At 55.0% G+C, this 20864-nt stretch carries 21 protein-coding genes and 2 pseudogenes; 20 read left to right on the top strand and 3 right to left on the bottom strand.

From position 1 onward, the window contains the following. Positions 1 to 55 precede the first annotated feature (55 nt). From ACVDHE_RS02880 to ACVDHE_RS02790, 19 genes and pseudogenes are all read left to right on the top strand, one after another. Positions 56 to 544, top strand: coding sequence for a PcfB family protein (locus ACVDHE_RS02880; RefSeq protein WP_458885525.1), 489 nt, complete (start codon positions 56 to 58; stop codon positions 542 to 544). Further along, a complete protein-coding gene (locus ACVDHE_RS02875; protein ID WP_458885524.1) occupies positions 541 to 2403 on the top strand; it encodes a VirD4-like conjugal transfer protein, CD1115 family in 1863 nt (620 codons plus the stop codon). Before ACVDHE_RS02880 ends, ACVDHE_RS02875 begins: the two co-directional genes overlap by 4 nt. A 2-nt stretch (positions 2404 to 2405) precedes the next feature. After that, positions 2406 to 2626, top strand: a pseudogene (locus ACVDHE_RS02870) (Maff2 family mobile element protein). Positions 2627 to 2705: 79 nt separating this feature from the next. Continuing rightward, the gene (locus ACVDHE_RS02865; RefSeq protein WP_050617401.1) at positions 2706 to 3560 is read left to right on the top strand and encodes a VirB6/TrbL-like conjugal transfer protein, CD1112 family; all 855 of its coding nucleotides are present in this window, start codon (positions 2706 to 2708) and stop codon (positions 3558 to 3560) included. A gap of 15 nt (positions 3561 to 3575) precedes the next feature. Next, positions 3576 to 3962, top strand: coding sequence for a PrgI family protein (locus ACVDHE_RS02860; protein WP_458885523.1), 387 nt, complete (start codon positions 3576 to 3578; stop codon positions 3960 to 3962). Next, on the top strand, positions 3928 to 6330 hold the full coding sequence (locus tag ACVDHE_RS02855) for a VirB4-like conjugal transfer ATPase, CD1110 family (RefSeq protein WP_458885521.1): 2403 nt from the start codon (positions 3928 to 3930) through the stop codon (positions 6328 to 6330). Before ACVDHE_RS02860 ends, ACVDHE_RS02855 begins: the two co-directional genes overlap by 35 nt. A gap of 4 nt (positions 6331 to 6334) precedes the next feature. Continuing rightward, positions 6335 to 6658: a hypothetical protein gene (locus ACVDHE_RS02850; protein WP_458885520.1), complete on the top strand. Its 324-nt coding sequence runs from the start codon at positions 6335 to 6337 to the stop codon at positions 6656 to 6658. Next, positions 6609 to 7097 (top strand): annotated as a pseudogene (locus ACVDHE_RS02845) (DNA cytosine methyltransferase); the annotation flags it as partial. The gene ACVDHE_RS02850 and the pseudogene ACVDHE_RS02845, both read left to right, overlap by 50 nt. Before the next feature lie 19 nt (positions 7098 to 7116). Continuing rightward, complete coding sequence (locus ACVDHE_RS02840) at positions 7117 to 7521, top strand: hypothetical protein (RefSeq protein ID WP_458886201.1); 405 nt, start codon at positions 7117 to 7119, stop codon at positions 7519 to 7521. Next, on the top strand, positions 7518 to 7676 hold the full coding sequence (locus ACVDHE_RS02835; protein WP_458886200.1) for a hypothetical protein: 159 nt from the start codon (positions 7518 to 7520) through the stop codon (positions 7674 to 7676). The genes ACVDHE_RS02840 and ACVDHE_RS02835 overlap by 4 nt, the downstream gene beginning before the upstream one ends. Next, the gene (locus ACVDHE_RS02830) at positions 7673 to 9562 is read left to right on the top strand and encodes a C40 family peptidase (protein ID WP_458885519.1); all 1890 of its coding nucleotides are present in this window, start codon (positions 7673 to 7675) and stop codon (positions 9560 to 9562) included. The genes ACVDHE_RS02835 and ACVDHE_RS02830 overlap by 4 nt, the downstream gene beginning before the upstream one ends. A 15-nt stretch (positions 9563 to 9577) precedes the next feature. Beyond that, entirely contained in the window at positions 9578 to 10318 is a 741-nt protein-coding gene (locus tag ACVDHE_RS02825) for an adenine nucleotide alpha hydrolase family protein (RefSeq protein ID WP_458886149.1), read from the top strand. After that, a complete protein-coding gene (locus ACVDHE_RS02820) occupies positions 10305 to 10595 on the top strand; it encodes a DUF4315 family protein (RefSeq protein ID WP_458885518.1) in 291 nt (96 codons plus the stop codon). Before ACVDHE_RS02825 ends, ACVDHE_RS02820 begins: the two co-directional genes overlap by 14 nt. Continuing rightward, positions 10585 to 11316, top strand: coding sequence for a DUF4366 domain-containing protein (locus ACVDHE_RS02815; protein WP_458885516.1), 732 nt, complete (start codon positions 10585 to 10587; stop codon positions 11314 to 11316). The genes ACVDHE_RS02820 and ACVDHE_RS02815 overlap by 11 nt, the downstream gene beginning before the upstream one ends. Continuing rightward, on the top strand, positions 11313 to 13382 hold the full coding sequence (locus ACVDHE_RS02810) for a DNA topoisomerase 3 (RefSeq protein ID WP_458885515.1): 2070 nt from the start codon (positions 11313 to 11315) through the stop codon (positions 13380 to 13382). Before ACVDHE_RS02815 ends, ACVDHE_RS02810 begins: the two co-directional genes overlap by 4 nt. Positions 13383 to 13479: 97 nt before the next feature. Further along, on the top strand, positions 13480 to 13803 hold the full coding sequence (locus tag ACVDHE_RS02805) for a DUF3795 domain-containing protein (RefSeq protein ID WP_458885514.1): 324 nt from the start codon (positions 13480 to 13482) through the stop codon (positions 13801 to 13803). A gap of 129 nt (positions 13804 to 13932) precedes the next feature. Further along, on the top strand, positions 13933 to 14439 hold the full coding sequence (locus ACVDHE_RS02800) for a hypothetical protein (protein WP_458885513.1): 507 nt from the start codon (positions 13933 to 13935) through the stop codon (positions 14437 to 14439). 12 nt (positions 14440 to 14451) lie between these two features. Further along, complete coding sequence (locus ACVDHE_RS02795; protein ID WP_458885512.1) at positions 14452 to 16110, top strand: antirestriction protein ArdA; 1659 nt, start codon at positions 14452 to 14454, stop codon at positions 16108 to 16110. A 505-nt stretch (positions 16111 to 16615) separates the two neighbouring features. After that, complete coding sequence (locus ACVDHE_RS02790; protein WP_458885511.1) at positions 16616 to 18262, top strand: DUF2971 domain-containing protein; 1647 nt, start codon at positions 16616 to 16618, stop codon at positions 18260 to 18262. 23 nt (positions 18263 to 18285) lie between these two features. On the opposite strand, the gene ACVDHE_RS02785 is transcribed toward ACVDHE_RS02790, so the two are convergent. From ACVDHE_RS02785 to ACVDHE_RS02775, 3 genes are all read right to left on the bottom strand, one after another. After that, positions 18286 to 19629 carry a relaxase/mobilization nuclease domain-containing protein gene (locus ACVDHE_RS02785; RefSeq protein WP_458885510.1) on the bottom strand — a complete coding sequence of 448 codons (1344 nt, stop codon included), beginning with the start codon at positions 19627 to 19629 and terminating at the stop codon, positions 18286 to 18288. Further along, entirely contained in the window at positions 19590 to 19919 is a 330-nt protein-coding gene (locus ACVDHE_RS02780) for a plasmid mobilization protein (RefSeq protein ID WP_458885509.1), read from the bottom strand. Before ACVDHE_RS02780 ends, ACVDHE_RS02785 begins: the two co-directional genes overlap by 40 nt. A 242-nt stretch (positions 19920 to 20161) precedes the next feature. Further along, complete coding sequence (locus tag ACVDHE_RS02775) at positions 20162 to 20530, bottom strand: helix-turn-helix domain-containing protein (protein ID WP_227604520.1); 369 nt, start codon at positions 20528 to 20530, stop codon at positions 20162 to 20164. A 144-nt stretch (positions 20531 to 20674) separates the two neighbouring features. On the opposite strand from ACVDHE_RS02775, the gene ACVDHE_RS02770 reads away from it, so the two are divergent. Continuing rightward, a complete protein-coding gene (locus ACVDHE_RS02770) occupies positions 20675 to 20857 on the top strand; it encodes a DNA-binding protein (protein ID WP_458885508.1) in 183 nt (60 codons plus the stop codon). Positions 20858 to 20864: the final 7 nt, after the last annotated feature.

Genomic DNA, 20864 nt, shown 5'->3' with positions numbered 1-20864 from the left:
ATCTATAAAATAGATGCTCGTAAACTCGAGCATCTATTTTATTTGGAGGTAACTTATGCAGGAAGAAGTCACCCAGCGCACCGTTGCCCTCTGTGTGGAGGCCACCAAGCTCTCCGCCGGGATGCTGCAACAGGCCATGAAAAAAGTGCTGGACGAGATGCAGAAAGGCGTGACCGGTCACAAGACCAAGCTGCACCACGGAAAGCAGACCCTCCGGCAGCTGATGAAGCACAACACCGGTGTTTCCAACATCGAGATCACCGATCAGAACATCCGGGCTTTTTCCGCCACCGCCAAGAAGTACGGTATTGACTTCGCTCTGAAAAAGGACACCAGCGGCGAGACACCCCGCTACCTGGTATTTTTCAAGGGCCGGGATGCCGATGTCATCACGGCGGCCTTCCGGGAGTTCTCCGCAAAGAACCTGGAGAAAGAGAAAAAGCCCTCCATCCGCAAGGAGCTGGAGCAGGCAAAGCAGCAGGCCAAAGCCCAGCACCGCCAGCGGGAGAAGGTCAAGACCAAAGACCGGGGTGTGGAATTATGACGGTTGACTTGAAAAAGGTTCTCATCCTCAACCTCCCGTATCTGCTGTTCGTGTATCTCTTTCATAAGCTCTGCCAGGCGGTGCGCCTTGCGCCCGGCCTTGACGCCTCTGAAAAGCTCCTGCATTTGAGCCAGGGCTTTACGGAGGCGTTTTCTTATACGGCTCCCAGCCTGCATCCGCTGGACCTGCTGGTGGGTATCGCCGGGGCGGTCATCGTCCGGCTGGCGGTGTATGCCAAAGGGAAAAACGCCCGCAAATACCGCAAGGGCATTGAGTACGGCAGCGCCCGATGGGGCACGGCGGCGGATATTGCCCCTTATGTCGACCCAGTCCCCGACTGGAACATTCCTCTGACCCAGACGGAAAAGCTCACCATGTCCAGTCGACCGAAAAATCCCAAGTACGCCCGGAACAAAAACATTCTGGTCATCGGCGGCAGCGGCAGCGGTAAGACCCGGTTCTTCGTCAAACCCTCCCTTATGCAGATGCACAGCAGCTATGTGGTCACCGATCCCAAAGGACAGCTTTTGTCCGAGGTGGGAACCATGCTGCGGCGCGGCGCCCCCAAGCTGGACGAGAACGGAAAGCCCATGCGGGATGCCCGCGGGAAGGTCATCTATGAGCCGTACCGCATCAAGGTCCTCAACACCATCAACTTTAAAAAGAGCATGAAATACAACCCCTTCGCCTATATCCGGTCGGAGAAAGACATCCTAAAATTGGTCAACGTCATCATTGCCAACACCAAAGGCGACGGAGAAAAATCCTCGGAAGATTTTTGGGTCAAGGCCGAGCGGCTTTTGTACTGCGCCCTGATCGGGTACATCTGGTACGAGGCGGAGCCGGAGGAAAAGAACTTCCTCACGCTGCTGGAGCTCATCAACGCATCGGAGGCTAGAGAGGATGACGAGGAATTTCAGTCGCCCGTGGATATTCTGTTTTCCAAGTTGGAGAAGGAACACCCGGACCACTTCGCCGTGAAGCAATACCGCAAATTCAAATTGGCTGCCGGCAAGACCCTGAAATCTATCCTGATTAGCTGCGGCGCCCGCCTTGCCCCCTTCGATATTGCGGAGCTGCGGGAGATCATGTCGGACGATGAACTGGAACTGGATACCCTGGGCGACCGAAAAACTGCGCTGTTCCTCATTATGAGCGACACGGACACCACCTTCAACTTCGTCATCGCCATGCTGCAAAGCCAGCTATTCAACCTCCTTTGCGACAAGGCAGACGACATGTACGGCGGCAGGCTGCCCGTCCATGTGCGGTGCCTCCTGGACGAGTTTGCCAATATCGGGCAGATACCCAACTTTGACAAGCTGATCGCCACCATCCGGAGCCGGGAAATCTCGGCTTCTATTATTTTGCAGTCCCAAAGCCAATTAAAGACCATCTACAAGGACGCCGCGGATACCATTGTGGGCAACTGCGACACCACCTTGTTTTTGGGAGGCAAGGAGAAATCCACCCTGAAAGAAATCTCGGAGCTGCTGGGCAAGGAGACCATCGACAGTTTCAATCAATCCGAGAACCGGGGCAGCCAGGTTTCCCACGGCCTCAACTATCAGAAATTAGGAAAGGAGCTGATGACCCAGGACGAGATCGCGGTGATGGACGGAGGCAAGTGTATTTTGCAGCTTCGAGGGGTGCGGCCGTTTTTCAGCGACAAATTTGATATAACGAAGCATCCCCGCTACAAGTACCTTGCCGATGCCGACAAGAAAAACACCTTTGATATTGAACGGTACATGAAACGCAGACCGGCCATCGTGAAGCCGGACGAGCCTTTCGATCTGTACGAATTGAGAGCCACCGACCTTCAACCCAACAATTCAACTGAACGAAAGGAAATGTGAATATGAGCTTTTTTACCAACGCTATTGACGTTTTGCAGACTTTGGTGATCGCCCTGGGCGGCGGCCTGTGCGTGTGGGGCGGCATCAACCTTCTGGAAGGTTACGGCCAGGACAACCCTCCTCCAAAAGCCAGGGCATCAAGCAGCTCATGGCGGGCGGCGGCGTTGCCCTCATCGGCATCACTCTGATCCCCCTGCTGTCCGGTCTGCTGTCCACCACCTGATGTTTCTCCAAATCCGGCGGGGGCTTTCGTTTCACAGCGGGAGCCCCCGCAAAGGAGGTGATCTCCCTTGATATTGGATATGATCCAGGAGTGGTTCAAGGAACTGCTCATTGACGGTATCATTTCAAACCTGACCGGGATGTTTGATACCCTGAACACAAAGGTGGGCGAGATCGCCGGGGAGGTCGGCATGACGCCCGCCGCCTGGAACAGCAGCATCTTCAATATGATCCGCAACCTCTCGGAGACGGTGATCGTCCCCATCGCGGGCATCATCCTCACCTTCGTCATGTGCTACGAGCTGATCCAGCTCATCATCGAGAAGAACAACCTCCACGACTTCGACACTTGGATTTTCTTCAAGTGGATTTTCAAGACCTTCTGCGCAGTGCTGATCGTCACGAACACCTGGAACATCGTCATGGCGGTGTTCGATGTGGCGCAGAATGTGGTCAGTCAGTCGGCGGGGGTCATAATCTCAGACGCGGGTATCGACATTTCCGGCGTAGTGGGCGATCTGGAGACCCAGCTTGCCGACTGGAGCGTGGGTGCCCTGCTGGGGCTGTGGTTCCAGAGCGTGTTCGTGGGGCTGTGCACGCAGATACTTTCCATCTGCATCTTCCTGGTGATCTACGGCAGAATGATTGAGGTGTATTTGGTCACCTCAATAGGACCCATCCCCTTTGCCACGATGGTCAACCGGGAGTGGGGCTCCACGGGGCAGAACTATCTTCGCTCTCTGCTGGCCCTGGGCTTCCAGGCCTTCCTCATTATGATCTGCGTGGGCATCTATGCCGTGCTGGTGGAGGGCATCTCCACATCCGGTGACAACATATCCGCGGCTATCTGGGGCTGCATGGGCTATACGGTCCTGCTGTGCTACACCCTGTTCAAGACCGGCAGCCTTGCAAAATCTCTGTTCGGCGCCCACTAAAGGAGGTGTGAAACATTGGCTTATGTAACGATCCCGAAGGACCTGAGCCGGATACAGAGCAAGGTCCTGTTCGGGCTGACCAAACGACAAGCGATCTGTTTCGGAGCGGCGGCGCTGGTAGGCTTGCCGCTTTTCTTTTTGGCAAAGGCAAGCCTGGGGACCACTACGGCGGCGCTGTGCATGATCCTGGTGATGCTGCCCTTTTTCCTGTTCGCCATGTACGAGAAGAACGGGCAGCCGCTGGAAGTGTTTCTGGGCCATCTGATCCAGAACAAATTCATCCGTCCGAAGGTACGCATCTACCAGACCAACAATCTTTATTCCGCCCTGGTGCGGCAATCCCAACTGGAACAGGAGGTGAAGCGGATTGCGAGAAAAGGCAGAAAGACCGGCAAAGCGTAAGCTCACCCGTAACCAGCGCAAGCAGATCGAGGCGGTGATCCGGCAGGCAAAGGGCGACGGAAAAGCCCATACGGTGCAGGACAGCATCCCGTTTCAGAATATGTTCCCGGACGGCCTGTGCAGGCTGGAGGGCGGGACTTTCTCCAAAACCATTGCCTTTGAGGATGTGAATTACCGTCTGGCAGGACCGGAGGACCAGCGGAGCATCTTTGAAAGCCTTTGCGACTTTTATAACGGCTACGATCCCACTATTGGCGTCCAGGTCTCTTTGGACAGCCGCAGCGGAGGCAGCGCCGCCGATGAAATGTTCGGCATCACCCCACAGGGCAACGACCTGGACCCCATCCGCGACGAGGCGGTGGACATTCTGCGGATGCAGTACAAGCGGGGCAACAACGGCTATGTAAAAACCAAGTATGTGACCCTGACCATCGAGGCGGAGAACCTTCCCGCAGCGCGGGCCAGGTTTGCCCGCATTGAGACCGATACCCTCAACCGCTTCAAGGTCATGGGTGCGGCGGCTCATGTGCTGGACGGAAAGGAACGGCTGGAGCTGCTTTACAACATCCTTCACCCGGAGGGCGGCCAGTTTGCCTTTGAATGGGACTGGCTCCCGGCCAGCGGCCTTTCGGTGAAGGACTTCATTTCTCCGTCCTCCTTCCACTTCGGGGAGACCCGTACCTTCCGCATTGGCAAACGGTTCGGGGCGGTGTCCTTCCTGCAAATTCTGGCGCCGGAGATGCACGACCGTATCCTCACCGACTTCATGGAGGCGGACGGGAATATCATGGTGACCATGCACATCCGGGGCATCAACCAGAACGAGGCCATCAAGATGGTCAAGCGGAAGATCACCGACCTGGACGCCATGAAGATACAGGAGCAGAAGCGGGCGGTGCGCAACGGCTACGATATGGACATACTCCCCAGCGACTTGTCTACTTATGGCGGCGCGGCGAAAGACCTTCTTACCGACCTGCAATCCCGCAACGAGAGAATGTTCAACATGACCTTCCTGGTGCTGCACACGGCGGAAACCCGGCAAAAGCTGGAGATCGCCGTATCCCAGGCGGCCAGCGTCGCCCAGACCTACAACTGCCTGCTGACCCGGCTGGACTTCCAGCAGGAGGACGGGCTTATGAGCAGCCTTCCGTTGGGCCTCAACCGTATCAAGATCGAACGGAGCCTGACCACTTCAGCCCTGGCGGTGTTCGTCCCCTTCGTCACCCAGGAGGTGTTCATGGGCGGCGACGCCATGTACTACGGCCTCAACGCCCTTTCCAACAACATGATCCTGCTGGACCGCAAGCAATCCCGCTGTCCCAACGGCCTTGTGTTCGGCACGCCCGGCAGCGGCAAATCCATGAGCTGCAAGCGGGAGATCACCTTTATCATGCTGATGACCCAGGATAATGTCATCATCTGCGACCCAGAGGACGAGTATTCGCCCCTGGTGAAGCGGCTGGGCGGTCAGGTGATCCGGCTGTCCCCGTCCAGCACCGACTATGTGAACCCCCTGGACATCAACCTCAACTACTCCGAGGAAGAAAACCCGCTGGCGCTGAAAAGTGATTTCGTGCTGTCCTTCTGCGAGCTCATCATGGGCAGCAAGACCGGCCTGGAGGCTATCGAGAAAACCGTCATCGACCGGGCGGTGCAGATGATCTATCAGCCCTACTTTGCCGATCCCCGGCCGGAGAATATGCCGATTTTGGGCGACCTGATGAACGCCCTGTTGTCCCAGCACATCCCGGAGGCTGACCGGGTGGCCCAGGCATTGGATCTCTATGTGAACGGTTCGCTGAACTTCTTCAACCACCGTACCACCGTGGACATCTCCAACCGCCTGGTCTGCTTTGACATCAAGGGCCTGGGCAAGAACCTGAAAAAGCCGGGGATGCTCATTGTCCAGGACGCGGTGTGGAACACCGTCACCATCAACCGGGCCATTGGACGGTCTACCTGGTATTTCGTGGACGAGTTCCACCTTCTGCTGGAGGAAGAACAGACTGCGGCATACAGCGCCGAGATTTGGAAGCGCTTCCGCAAGTGGGGCGGCATCCCCACCGGCGCGACCCAGAACCCCAAAGACCTGCTTTCCTCCCCGGAGATCGAAAACATCCTGGAGAACAGCGACTTCATCTATATGCTCAACCAGGCGGCGGGCGACCGGAAGATACTGGCGGAGCGGCTGAACATCTCCCCCGAACAGCTTGCCTATGTGACCAACTCCGAGCCGGGCCACGGGCTGCTGTTCTTCAACAATGTCATCCTGCCCTTTGCGGATGACTTCCCGAAAGACACCGAGCTCTACAAACTGCTCACCACCAAGCCCAGCGAGGTGGAACATGAGGAAAGGATGGAATAAAGATATGGAACAGGAAAAGCTGTATGTCATCGAGGAAAAGACCTACGAGGCGCACATCGACGAGGAAGTGCATCTCTACGGGCTGGTTCACCAGCTGGCCTTCCTTGCCGGGAAGATCAAGGACCGCCGGGATATGGAGAATCTGATCGACACCGCCCGGCGGTACGGGGACATCGCTGACCAGATGTTTGATCGCTGGAGCATCCCCGGCCGCTACCTGGTGTTCGGCGACAAGGCCGACCTTGCCCGGCTGAAGGCCCTGGAGCTGTGCGAACTGGATGCCTTCTATGTGGACTGCGAGGATGACGAGGACCAGCCCCATGCCTGACCGCCTCACCCATGTCAGCCTCTTTTCCGGCATCGGCGGGCTGGACCTGGCGGCGGAGGCGGCGGGCTTTGAAACGGTCTGTCAATGCGAGTGGGCGGACTATCCCTATTCCATCTTGCAAAAGCATTGGCCGGATGTGCCGAAATTCCGGGACATCACTACATTCACAAAGGAGGCGTTTTTTGAGAAAACAGGACTTGAAACCATCACCATTCTCTCCGGCGGATTCCCGTGCCAGCCCTTTTCCTCTGTCGGACGGAGAAAGGGCTTTGCGGATGAACGCTACCTGTGGCCGGAGATGTGCCGCGTTATTGCTGAACTGCGGCCCCGTTGGGTGCTTGGGGAAAATGTTGCTGGCTTCATCAATATGGGGCTCGACAAAACGATTTTTGACCTGGCAAAAGCGGGATACGCTGTTCTCCCATTCGTATTTCCGGCTTGCGGCGTCGGCGCATGGCATGAGCGCCAGCGAACTTTTATCGTCGCGGCTGATGTTTCCCACACCCCTTGCCTCCGACAAATCCACGGGGCGGGACGCTGCCAACCTGGATGTGTTCCTGTCGGAGGGTGGGATACTCCGCAAGCGGAACAAGGACGGGACGCTCTGGAGCCTCAACCTGTCGGCGGCGGTATTTTATCTGACACCGCTTGCGTCAGAGGGCTACCGCTCCACTCTGAAACCGGCGGCCTTCCGGGACAAATCTCTGTCCTCCAACCTGTTGGCTCAGGTGATCCGGCAGGAGCAGCCCCTTTCCGAGAAAGCGGCGCTGAACCCGGATTGGGTGGAATGGCTCATGGGATTCCCCCCGAAATGGACGGACGCATCCTATGGCGTGCCGAACCTGAAGGAGTCCCACGCATGACCGAGGATACCGACAACCGGGCACTGCGGCTGAAAACCCTGGGGAACGCGGTCTGCCCGCCCCAGGCCTATCCCGTTTTCCAGTACATCGCCATGATCGAAACCGGGGCCTGTGTCAACATCTGCCCCTATGGAACAGGAGGTGACGCACCTTGAAAGAATGGAAAGCCCCCGAAAAGGAGGCGCAGAAGATGACCCGTGACGGGGCGGTATCCGTCAATCTGGTCACGGGCGAGACCACCTATCCCTCTGACCGGACGCCGGAGCAGGACCATTCCGCATCCGGCGACACGACGGGCGCCGCTGGAAAAGCGGTGGACCGCGCGGAACTGCACCGGGAACAGGCAGTAGCCAAAAAGAATCGTCGGAAACAGCGCAGGGCCTATCGGGAGGGCGAGGCGGCGGCGAGCCGCCCATCCTCCCGATTGCAGTTTTCCGAGGCAGACCGGGCCAAGCCGGAGCTACAAGGGGCCATCCGCAAGTCGGACAAGGCGGCGGACCGGCTGGATGCCACCAGGGACGCGATCCCCAATCAGAGTCCGGGCAAGCCCCATGCCAATCCGCTGTCCTGCCCCATCCAGGAGGTGGGCGCAGCGATCCACGGCAAGGTCCGGGAGGTGGAGCAGGAAAATTCTGGCGTTCAGTCGGGCCACCTGGGGGAACGCAGCTTTGAGAAGGCTGTGGGTTACGGAAACCGCCGTGTCCAGAACTGGCGGGCGGAACGCAAGCTGAAACCCTGGCGGGACGCGGCAAAGGCGGAGCAGGCGGCGGTCAAGGCCAATGCGGATTTCTACTATCGGAAAGCCGTGACGGAGAACTCCCAGCTTGCATCCAATCCTATCTCCCGACTGTGGCAGAAACGGAAACTGCAAAAGCAATATGCGGCGGCATACCGGGCGGCGGGCAAGACCGCCCAGGCCGGGAAAACAGCGGAGGCCACGGCAAAAGCGGCCAAGAAAACCGCCCAGGAGTCCAAACGCACCGCCCTTTTCCTGAAACGGCATTGGAAAGGTGCGCTGATCGTGGGCGGCATCGGCCTTCTGCTGGTGATGCTGCTGGGCTCCCTGCAATCCTGTTCCTCCATGTTCGGCGGCGGGGTGTCCAACATCATGGCGTCCTCCTATCTCTCCGAGGATTCCGATATGCTGGCGGCGGAAGAAGCCTACTGCGCCAAAGAGGATGAATTGCGGGAGTACCTGGATACCTACGAGACCACCCACGACTATGACGAGTATCACTTCGACTTGGACGAGATCGAGCATGACCCCTATGTGCTGATCTCCATTCTGTCGGCTCTCCATGATGGGGTGTTCACCATCGACCAGGTACAGGGTGACCTTCAAACCCTCTTTGACAAGCAATACATCCTCACCGAAACTGTGACCACGGAGACCCGGTATCGGACGGAAACAAGGACGGACAGCGAGGGCAACCCCTACACGGTTCGGGTGCCCTATACTTGGACCATCTGCACCGTCACGCTGGAAAACTTCGACCTCTCCCATGTGCCGGTCTACATGATGGGCGAGGAACAGCTTTCCTTGTACGCCACCTATATGTCCACCCTGGGCAACCGCCCCGATCTGTTTCCGTCCTCCGGGTATGTGAACAAGTACATCGAGAACCCGCCGACTGCATGGGAGATTCCCGCTGAATACCTGACGGACGAGCGGTTCAACACCCTCATTACCGAGGCGGAAAAATACCTGGGTTATCCCTATGTGTGGGGCGGCAGCAGTCCCAGCACCTCTTTCGATTGCAGCGGCTTCGTCAGTTATGTGCTGACCAACAGCGGCCTGTGCAATACCGGGCGGCTGGGCGCCCAGGGGCTCTACAACATTTCCACCCCGGTATCCGACCCCCAGCCCGGCGATCTGGTGTTCTTCGTGGGGACCTACGACACAACCGGCGTATCTCATGTAGGCATCTATGTGGGCGACGGGATGATGCTGCATTGCGGTGACCCCATCCAGTATTCCAACCTGAACACAAGCTACTGGCAGTCCCATTTCTACGCATACGGCAGACCGCCGTACAACTGATGGAGGTGATGAAGCATCAATATGGTTTCCTACGGGGGCGGCGCCAACAGCACCGCCCTTTTAGTCGGTCTGCACCAGCACCGTATCCCGGTGAACCTGATCCTCTTTGCGGATACGGGGGCAGAGCATCCCCACACCTACGCCTATCTGGATGTGATGGATGACTGGCTGAAGGACAACGGGATGCCGCCTATTACCAGAGTGTATAAGACCACCCGTGACGGGAAACGGCTGACGCTGGAGAATGAATGTCTGCAAAGTTGCAGCCTACCGTCCATCGCCTACGGCTTCAAGCGGTGTTCCCTGAAACACAAGATCGGGCCGCAGGAAAAGTTCTGCAACCATTATCCGCCGTGTCAAAAGGTGTGGGCGGCGGGCAAACGGGTAGTCAAGTTCATCGGCTACGACGCGGGCGAAGGCTACCGCAGCGACAAGGTGCTGCTGGGAGACCTGGCCGACCGAAAATACAGCAAGTGGTATCCCCTGATGGAATGGGGATGGACGCGGGACGATTGCATCCGGCAGATCGAGGCGGCAGGGCTGCCCCAGCCGGGAAAATCGTCCTGTTTTTTCTGCCCCAGCATGAAACCCGACGAGATCACCGCCCTGCGGGAGCAGCATCCCGATTTGTTCCGCCGCGCCCTGGCGCTGGAGGACAACGCCCGGAAAAACCTGAAAACGGTCAAGGGCCTGGGGCGGAACTATTCCTGGAGAGAACGATTTGGAAAGGAGTTTTGCACACATGGCAACGGTTGAGAAAATCCGCAAAGACATTGAAAAGACGAAGGAGAAAATCTCCGCCCAGCAGAAGCGCCTTCGGGAGCTGGAGGCGCAGCTCACCGAGGAAGAAAACCTGGAGATCGTCCGCATGGTCAAGGCGGTGCGCATGGACAACAAGGAGCTGACCGCATTCCTGAAGGCCTACGCCAGCGGCCTGATCACCCTGCCCGACGGGATGATGGAGGCGGAGGCAGCGGCGGAGCCTGACGACGAGGATATGGAAGGAATGGAGGATGGCGAAAATGAAGCGTAACAGAGTTTTTCGCCTTCTGGCGTCCCTGACGGTGGTGGTTCTGTGCATGACCGCCTTCTCCGTCACCGCCTTTGCGGGCGGCGGGGATGGCAACTACTACACCGGGGAGCCCGCCGAGACGACGCCGGAACCCACCGAGGAACCCGCCACCGGAGGCATGGAGCCGGAGGGCCAGCCCCTTACCCCGGAGGGCAACGCCACGCTGGTAGACGACTATTACGGTGACAAGCAGCTTATCACCGTGACCACGAAAGCGGGCAACTATTTTTACATCCTGATCGACCGGGCCAACGAGGACAAGGAGACCGCCGTTCACTTCTTAAACCAGGTGGATGAAGCTGACCTGATGGCGTTGATGGAAGATGGACAGACGGAGGAAAAGCCCGCGGCTTGTATCTGTGCCGAGAAATGCCAGGCCGGTGCGGTGAATGCTGCCTGTCCGATTTGCGCGGTGAATATGAGCGAGTGCGCCGGGAAAGCGCCGGAGGTGGAACCGGAGCCTGAACCGGAGCCGGAGAAGGAGTCCGGCAGTGGCGGCGCGCTGGTATTGATCCTGCTGCTGGCGGTGCTGGGCGGTGGCGGAGCCTTCGCCTACATCAAGTTCATCAAGCCAAAACAGGGCGCAAAGGTCAGCGCCGACCCGGACGACTATGAGTTCGAGGACGAGGAATATGAAAACGAGGACGTTCCAGAACAGGAAGAACAGGAGGACCAGAATTGAGCAAATTGGTGATCTGCGAAAAACCGAGTGTAGCAAAGAGCATTGCGTCGGCCCTGGGTGTTACATCCAGGGCCGATGGTTATTTTGAGGACGGCGGCTGGCTTATCTCCTGGTGCATCGGGCATCTGGTGGGGCTGGCGGACGCGGCCGTCTACGATGACCGCTATAAGAAGTGGCGGTATGAGGACCTTCCCATCCTGCCCAACCCCTTCCGCTATGTGGTGTCCGAGGAAAAGGCCGCCCAGTTCCACATTCTCCGTTCCCTGATGGAGCGCCCCGATGTAACGGAGCTGGTCAACGCCTGCGACGCGGGGCGCGAAGGTGAATTGATCTTCCGGCTGGTCTATGAGGCCGCCGGATGTTCCAAACCCTTCTCCCGCCTCTGGATTTCTTCGATGGAGGACGCGGCGATCCGGGAGGGCTTTGCCGACCTGCGCCCCGGCGCGGACTATGACCCGCTGTATCAGTCGGCACTTTGCCGTCAAAAGGCGGACTGGCTTATTGGGATCAATGCCTCACGGCTCTTTTCGGTATTGTATCATCGAACGTTAAATATTGGGCGGGTTCAGACGCCCACCCTGGCAATGCTGGCCGACCGGGACAGCAAAATCGTCCTGTTCCGCAAGGAGAAATACCATCATGTGCGCCTGGCGCTGGAGGGAGCCGAGGCGGTCAGCGACCGTATTGTTTCCACGGAGGACGCCCAGGCCATCCGGGATACCTGTGACGGGCAGCGGGCCGTGTGTGTATCCCTGGTGCGGGAGAAAAAGACGGAGAAGCCGCCCAAGCTGTACGACCTGACCACCTTGCAGCGGGAGGCAAACCGGGTGTTCGGCTACACGGCCAAGCAAACCCTGGACTACGCCCAATCGCTCTATGAAAAGAAGCTGCTGACCTATCCCCGCACGGACAGCCGGTATCTGACGGTTGACATGATGGAAACCGCCTCCGTGGTCCTGCATCTGGCGGCACGGGTGCCGCCCTTCGACGCCTGCCCGGAGTTTTTCCCCGATGTTGCGGCACTGGTGAACGACAAGGAGGTATCTGACCACCACGCCCTGATTCCCACCCTGGAACTGGAAAAGGTGGATGTGCCTGCGCTGCCTGTGGGCGAGCGCAATATTCTTCTGCTGGTCTGCTGCAAGCTGCTGTGTGCGGCGGCGGAGCCTTTCGTGTATGAGGCGGTCACAGCCGCCTTTGATTGCGGCGGCCACACTTTCACGGCAAAAGGAAAGCGGGTGCTTTCCCAGGGCTGGCGGGCCATCCAGGAGGTGTTCCGTTCCTCCCTGAAGGAGAAGCCGGAGGATGAAGATGCCGAGGGTGCTCTTCCCGCCTTGACCGAGGGGCAAGTCTTTGAGCCGGTCACCGCCTCCGTCACCGAACATTTCACTTCGCCCCCGCGCCCCTATACGGAAGATTCTCTCCTGGCGGCCATGGAGAACGCGGGCAAAGAAGATATGCCGGAGGACGCGGAACGGCGCGGCTTGGGCACCCCGGCGACCAGAGCAGCCATCATCGAAAAGCTGGTGTCCGGCGGATTTGTGGAGCGCAAGGGCAAGAACCTGATCCCCACAAAAGCGGGTGTCAACCTGGTCACGGTACTGCCGGAACTGCTGACCTCTCCCAAGCTCACAGCGGATTGGGAGCAGCGGTTGAACGAGGTGGCAAAGGACCAGGTATCGCCGGAGGACTTCATGGACGGGATTGAGGCAATGGCGGCAGAGCTGGTGCGGAAATACTCCCACATTTCCGAGGATGGGCAAAAGCTGTTCCAGCCGGAGAAGGAGACGGTGGGCCTCTGCCCCCGCTGCGGCAAGCCGGTCTATGAGGGCAAGAAGAACTTCGCCTGTTCGGACCGTGCCTGTCAGTTTGTCATGTGGAAGAATGACCGTTTTTTTGAGCAGCGCGGAAAGGTCTTTACTACCAAAATTGCCGCCGCTTTGCTCAAAGATGGAAAGGCAAAGGTCAAAAGGCTGCGCTCCCTTCGTACCGGGAAAACCTATGACGGGACAATCGTTCTGGCCGATACCGGCGGGAAATATGTGAATTACCGCATTGAGAAATAAGTATCGTGTCGTTCTTCCTTCACGGCTCTATCCAAGAGTAACGGATTGCTGTATAATAAGGCTAAAATCTTTCAGGAGGTAAATAGCCGTGAGGGATATGATCGCATACTGTGGACTGGACTGTGAGAAGTGCGACGCTTATCTTGCAACGATCAACGACGATCAGGCATTGCGCGAGAAAACGGCAAAGCTATGGTCTGAATTAAATCATGCTCCCATTCTGCCGGAGCATATCAACTGTCAAGGCTGCCGCATGGATGGGGCAAAAACGGTGTATTGTGAAAGCCTTTGCGGTATTCGTCAATGCGCGTTGCAAAAAGGCGTGACGACCTGCGGCGACTGTCCTGAATTGGAAAGTTGCCAGACGGTGGGTGCAATTCTTTCCAATAATCCCGCTGCGCTGGAGAACCTGAAGGGATAGACTACATACCACAACAAAATAGCAGCCGCCGGTGGCGGCACCAAGCAGGAAACCTTTCCGGGTTTCCTGCTTTTCTTTTACCTATTTTCAGAAAGGATGATGTCTTTGAGCAAAACCGAACCCAATTTCATGGAGAATTTGAAACCGCTACATCCCGCAGGCGGTGACGCAAACGAACTGGAGGCAGTGGCCCAGGCACTTGCCGGACTTTCCCCGGAGGACCGTGACCTTCTGGCCGCCGTCCAAGAGTCGCCCTATCGTCTGACCACTTTGGAGCAGTTCCGGGAGTTTCCCTCCAACACCGAGTATTTTGTCCTGGAGCCCAACATCCGCAAAGTGGAGGATGTGGGCTGGCGCTATCTGGCGCAGCATTTGGATGTTCTTCTGCCCCCGGAGCTGCTGGATGCCATTGATCCCGTTCCCTTCGGCCACCACGCCATGCGGGAGGAACAGGGCTGTTTTACGAGCCGAGGCTATCTCACCCTCTCCGGCGACGAGTGGGCGCATGAGCGTCCCAGGGAGAAGCAGACGGAGAAAAAGCCCTCTATTAAGCAGCGGCTGGAGCAGAGTCGGAAAGAGTGTGAGGGTCAGAGCGAGGCGCAGCCCCATCGGAAAAAGCCTGCGCCGGAGCGATAAGGAGGTGCCGCTATGCCCCATTATGACTATGACAAAGATTATCCCTTTGCCGCCTTCATCACCAACCTGGGCAAGTACAACGAGGGCGCCCTTGCGGGCGAATGGGTGAAGTTTCCCACCACGGCGGAGGAACTGAAAAAGGTCTTTGAGCGCATCGGGATTGGTGCGAAAGACGACTTCGGGCAGACCTATGAGGAATGGTTCATCACGGACTACGACTGCTATGTGGACGGCCTCTATGACCTGCTGGGTGAGTATGCAAACCTGGACGAGCTGAACTACCTGGCCTCTAAGCTGGACGACATGAGCCAGGATGAATACGAGCGGTTCCAGGCGGCCATGGAAATCGGCGACCACACAGGCAGCATTCAGGAGCTTATCAACCTGACGGAAAACCTGGACTGCTACGATATTTACCCCGACATCCACGACCACGACGATCTGGGCCGGTATTACATCGAGGAACTGGACGCCATGCAGGTGCCGGAGCATCTGCGCAATTACATCGACTATGAGGCCTACGGGCGGGACATCGCTCTGGAGGAAAGCGGCCAGTTCACCGACCTGGGCTATGTGCGGGATACCGGGGACAGTTTCCATGAGTATTACGATGGTGAGCGCGGCAGCATCCCGGAGGAATACCGGGTGATGACCTTCCAGGACGACATCCCCGAAGAAGAAATTTCGGAATGGGCCATGGACCTTGCCTACGATATGGACGAGTTTTTCCGGCAGCACGACCCGCAGTATGCCGCCGAGCACCCGGAGGAACACGCGGCGAAGGAAGAAATCTACGAAAATCTGATGGCCGGGCGTATCTCTGCCCTGGACGAGAAGCTGGCCGCTCTGGGGCAGACCCAGGAGGACTATCTTCCTTCGGAGATCGAGAAATTCAAGGACGCCACCGGCTATGAGGAATTTCTGGATGTAGACCCCCAGGCGATCCGGGAGGCCATCGAAAACCCGGATCAGTCCCATGTGGATCAGATGCTGTCCTTTGCGGAACAGGCAAACCGGGAGTATGAGGCGGAGCTGTACGGCCAGACGGCAGCGCCGGAGAAGCTGACCGTCCTGGTGGTGGAGCCGATGAAGGAGCCCTATGTGAAGGAGATCGACCCCGGCCTCCATGCGCTGCAAGCGGAGGTGGGCGGCGATATTGCCGCCTCCTATCCCTTTGACGATCCGGTAGGACTGGTGCTGAACGACGAAGGCAAGCTCATTGGTCTGGACCTGAACCGTTCCCTCCGGGACGAGCATGGGGAGACTTACGATATTGTGGCAGGCACCTTCCTGGTGGTGGGCCTGGGGCCGGATAGTTTTGCGTCCCTGCCCCCGGACATGATCCAGAAATACACCGAACAATTCAAGCGGCCGGAGCTGTTCGCCAGCATCAACGGCCAGATTGTGTCTGTTCCCGTGGAGCCGGAAAACCCGCTGCGCACGGCGGAAATGACCCTGGAGGATGACTACGGCATGATCGACGGGATCATCAACAATGGCCGCCGTGGTGAGGAATTGGCGAAAGCTCAGGCCGAGGTGCGCAGGATCACGCCGGAGAAAAAGCCTTCCATCCGGGAGCGGCTGGAGGATGCAAAACGGGAGTATGCGGAACGGAAAGGCCCGGACAAGCCTGACCCGCAGAAGAACGCCCCGGAGTTGGGCGACTTATGAGCCGAAGTAAGAAATGGCGTCTGGAATGGGCGTTCTTCCTGGGTGGGAACGGCAGACGCCAGTATAACAAACTCTGCAAAGGCTGCGTCCACCCTTGCAAGCAGAGTTTCCGGGCAGTGGTAATGTCCTGTCCGCACTATCTTTCCCTCCGCTCCAAAAAACGCAGGAATTAGTGCTCAAAATGGGCGAAGAAACCGCCTGTGTCGGCTTTTCCGTGTAGGGGCAGTATGATTTCCCATGTAGGGCAGCAGGGCCTTTCTGCATAGGGAAAACGCTGGATTTTTACCTTTAGACAAAATAGGAGCGCCGCCATCGGATTAAAGTGGTCCGGTGGTGGCGCTCCTTTTCTTTTTGTATTACAATATATCTTGTAGTTGCTCATTAGAAAAATCGTATCTATTAACTTTCTCTATTTCTTGAAAAAAGCGGGATTTAAATAACTATAATTATATTAGATAATTGGTTATTTTTCAAAACTGCATATTGTGTTTTGGAGGTGGAATATATGAGTAAGCAAAGTGAAATTTCTTTTGAAAAAATGAAAACTAATATTCGCGATGCCGGAAATCTGTTTTATCAATACAGACCATGTAGGAGGGATGCTAGTACTATATATGATATTGAGAATATCCGGCATGGGCAGGTGTATGCACGTACCCCACTACAAATGAATGATCCTTTTGATTCAATGATTGGTTTTTCTGCGGAAAAAATTTATGATGAATGCATTGAATTGATATTTACCCAAGTCAAATTGTCATTAGATGAAAATGTCAAATTGATTTTAAAAAATATTTTGAAATATAGAATTGCAGGAAAGACCATTGAATTCATTGGGGCTCTTAATAAACTCAAAAAATATATTTTTACGCAGAGTGCAATTGCACATGTTATACCAGCTAATTTACCACAATTTGTTGCTAACAATGTAGACAGGCTATACAGGAAATGTCCACACGACATTAAAAGCTACTTTGACAAGCAATTATTTCTTGTGTTTTCAATTATTATCAAGGACTATAAAAATGTAGAGATTGAGGAAAAAACAATTGTTGACATACTGAATATGGAAGATCAATTAAATCTTCTGGAAAAAAATGTTGTGGAACTTAGAGATGGGATATATCTTCCGTTCATTAAAGATTTTTTGTCTAAACTAACTGTAGTTTGCTTTAGTGCAAGTGGCTGGGATAATCAACTTATGTGGGCTCATTATGCAAATTCTTATTCCGGTATATGCGTAGAATATGATTTTGAAAAAATGAATGAGTTTATAGGATTCATGTATCCGGTTGAATACTTAAAAGAGCGGCCGACAGTTACGCTTAAGGACTTGGGGATCGATAAACTTGAAACGGATGAAAACGGTAAGTTGATAACTTCAGAAGTGGATATGAGTGCTATTTTCTCGTATCTACTCGCTAAAAACGAATGTTGGAAATATGAAGCTGAGTGGCGAATAATTAATTCAGGCGAACAGCCATATACCCCTATGTTTATAAATGCACCATTTACAAAGTCTATTACTATGGGGCTAAATTTAGATGATATGTGTAAACAATTACTTTGGGATGTTTGTCAAGAAACCGGCATTGACTGTTATCAATTAGTTATAAATCCGAATGATTACCACCTTAGACGAGAAAAATTAACCGAAAAATCAATGCCTTTTGATGAATCCAAAGAACTTGCATATATAAATCTTCTCGTCGAGCATACTTCATCAGTTAGCCAAAAATTATCAGAAAATTCAAGAACTGTTGTAGAATCCATTGAAAAGGATTCTTTTGAGACAAACGCCCTGCTAAATGTATTGACTGCTACGGTAGATTTCCTGAGTGATGCGTATTTTTTGAAAACTTCATTTAATCGCTATTGCAAGCATATGGATGTACAGGAACAAGAACTTAAGGAAGCTGAGCAAGTCACCACGGGAATCTCTGGAATAGATACTTTTATTTCTAGTGCCCAATCTGGAATTTCGCCAATAGAAACAGGTCTTATAAAGTTACTACTGACTCGTAAAATTTCAAGCACTGATTACCATGCAGCAAAAAGGCTGGTGGCGAATATACAGGAGTTGGTAGATAAACATTATGCATTAAAATGGTTTATTGACATATCATCTACCAACCCGTCATTGACCGAATAAAGCATACATTTTATTCTTCTATCTCACTGCAGTTCTGGTTCTTTTTGCTTTTCCGTTTTAACTTTCAAATTTAAAAGAGTATATATATTTCGGCGGAGGGTGTCATATTTCTTTTCCTCCCGCTGTATCTTCCGAAGTTCCGCTTGCAAGGTAGTCTTGCGGGCGGCGAGTCCATCCAATTCCGCTTTCAGTTTCTCGGCGGAAGGAAGTTTGGTGAGTCCGGCCTTTTTGATCTCCCTGGCGGCCGCCTCAAACAAGATGATCTCGCTCTCAAACCCACGCAGAAATTTTTCCTTGTCCTTCGACGCCTTGTATCGGTCATAGACGGGCTTTAGTTTGCGGTAGGTGTCGATCTGCTTTCCCAGGAGGGTGAGGTCGGCGATCTGCTGTTCCACATCCCGCAGGCTTTCCCTGGTACGGATGGCGGCGGCGGATACGGCGTCGCACCGTTCCGCCAATTCCTCATAGCTACCGATGCCATGTTCGGTGAGAAAATTCATGGTGGCGGCTGCCCGTTTCAGGTTCTCAATGGTGGCCCACCGCTGGTATCCGGCGCTCTGCTGGGCCTTGATGTTATTCTGAGTGTCAATGAGCAGGTTGACCTTCCCACTGCGCTGTCGGGGCTGTCTGGATGGCCTGGGGCCTCCGGCGATGCGAGAGGCAACGGCTTCTTCCGTGTAATCGGCGCCCAGAGTTTTGAGCCGGGTAAACCGCTCCTGATCCGGCGCCCTAGCGGAGATATACTTTCCCCGCCTGATCTCGTATCCTTCCCGCTGCAACCGGACAAGCAAATCTTCCAGGCTGGAGGAAACGGGGATCAGCCGGTCGATGGCGGCTTTCAGCTTTGCCTTGTAGCTGGTGCCGTTCTGCGCGGCCTGATGCTCGATGTAGCTCTTACCCTTGTCCCGGCCGGGGACAATGACGGACAGGCCGTGCTCTTTGCACAGCCGGTCGCTGGCCCGGCGTATCTCGTGATAGCTGCGTTTGTTGGAATGGTAGTGCTTGTGGTCGGTGAAGCTGACAGCATTGAAAATCAGATGGTTATGAATATGCCTCTTGTCAATATGGGTGGTAAGTACAAACTCGTACTTGCCACCCAATATTTCTTTTGCCAGCTGCATCCCAATCTCATGGGCTTCCTCGGCGGAGACCTCCCCAGGCTCAAAGGCTTGGATCAGGTGGCGGCCCAGGTGCGTGCCCTTGTCGATGGCATGGCGGCGTGTCCAGCCGAACTCAATGTCGGCGGTTTCGGCAGCGCAGCCGAAGGAGGATACCAGCAGCTTCCCGTCCGTCTTGTCGGGATTGCAGATATAGTCAATGGCCGCTTTCAGCGTTGACTTAATAGGATGCGTCTTTGTAACTGCCATATCTGATCCAGCCTTTCCCGGATTTCCTCCATGTCGGCCTGATAGGTGGGGCCTCCGGCGTTGATCCGTTTGGCAATCTGGTTGATGTTCCGGCCAATGGCGGATAGGAGCTTGTTCATCTCCTTGATGTCCCTGGTGTCCACATAAATGATATATCCGTCAATCGCCATCTTCCGCAGGTAGGCGCCAATCCGCTTTGTCTGGAGCTGGGCCATTTTCTGTTCAATCAGGCTCCGTTCTTCTGCCGTCACCGGACAGCGCAGGATGATGGGGCGTTTTCGATTTACCATAGGGTGGCACCGTCCTTTCTGCATAAGGGTTTGGGGCTATCCCAACAAGCAATTTTGTATTTAGGGGGGAAGGGGTTCCCTAAAGCAAAATTCGCAAGTGTGGCCACACTTGCTGTGCTTGCTCTACGCTCCTCCTCCCGTAAATACAATGCCGGAAATACCTTCATCTGCCCGCAAAATCCCGGATTTTCAAAAAGAAAAGGGCGGCAGAGCCGCCCTGGAGAAACGAAAACAGAGGATGCTCACACACCCTCCGTTTCATCTGCTGATTTTTCAGTTTTCAGCGCCCCGTCAAGCGCACCTTCGATGACGGTCAAATACTGCTCTGGACAAAGTTTCAGTTTGTGGCTGATACGCTGCCTCTGTGCGCTTTCCTCCCGCATGATCTCTGGATTGAAGTACCGTTCCACGGGAAGTCCGCACACTTTGATAAGCTGTATAATAACCGGCAAGCTGGGGATCGTGTCTTTGTTTTCGATATTGGCAAGATAGCGCCATTCAATTCCGACCATTTCAGCCAGTGTCTTACGCGTCAAATGCTTTGCTTTCCGCGCAGCTTTCACATCCGCGCCGAAAGTTTCAAAGCCGGGGCAATCTTCAACTTTCGCCATATAGCATCACCCATTTACATTGTATAGTTCATAGTATTTCAATGGAATGTTGCTATATGCAGGTATATTAAACTTTATAATTCATATTTTGCTTGTTGTATTATTCGAGCAAAAGAACTATAATGCGTCATGTGGAGGTGCACTATGGACTATATGACCTTGAAAGAAGCAGGTGAAAAATGGGGCGTGACCCCTCGACGGGTAAACTACTATTGCGCCGGTGGCCGTATTCCCGGTGCTGTAAAGATGGCAACAATCTGGCTGATCCCAAAAGACGCGGAAAAGCCTGTGGATATGAGAACAAGGCAAGGAAAGAGCTTGAAATAGTTTAGTG

The organism is Dysosmobacter sp. Phy (assembly GCF_054476235.1).
The sequence above is the reverse complement of the archived record's forward strand: the minus strand, read 5'-3'. Positions and strand labels throughout refer to the sequence as shown.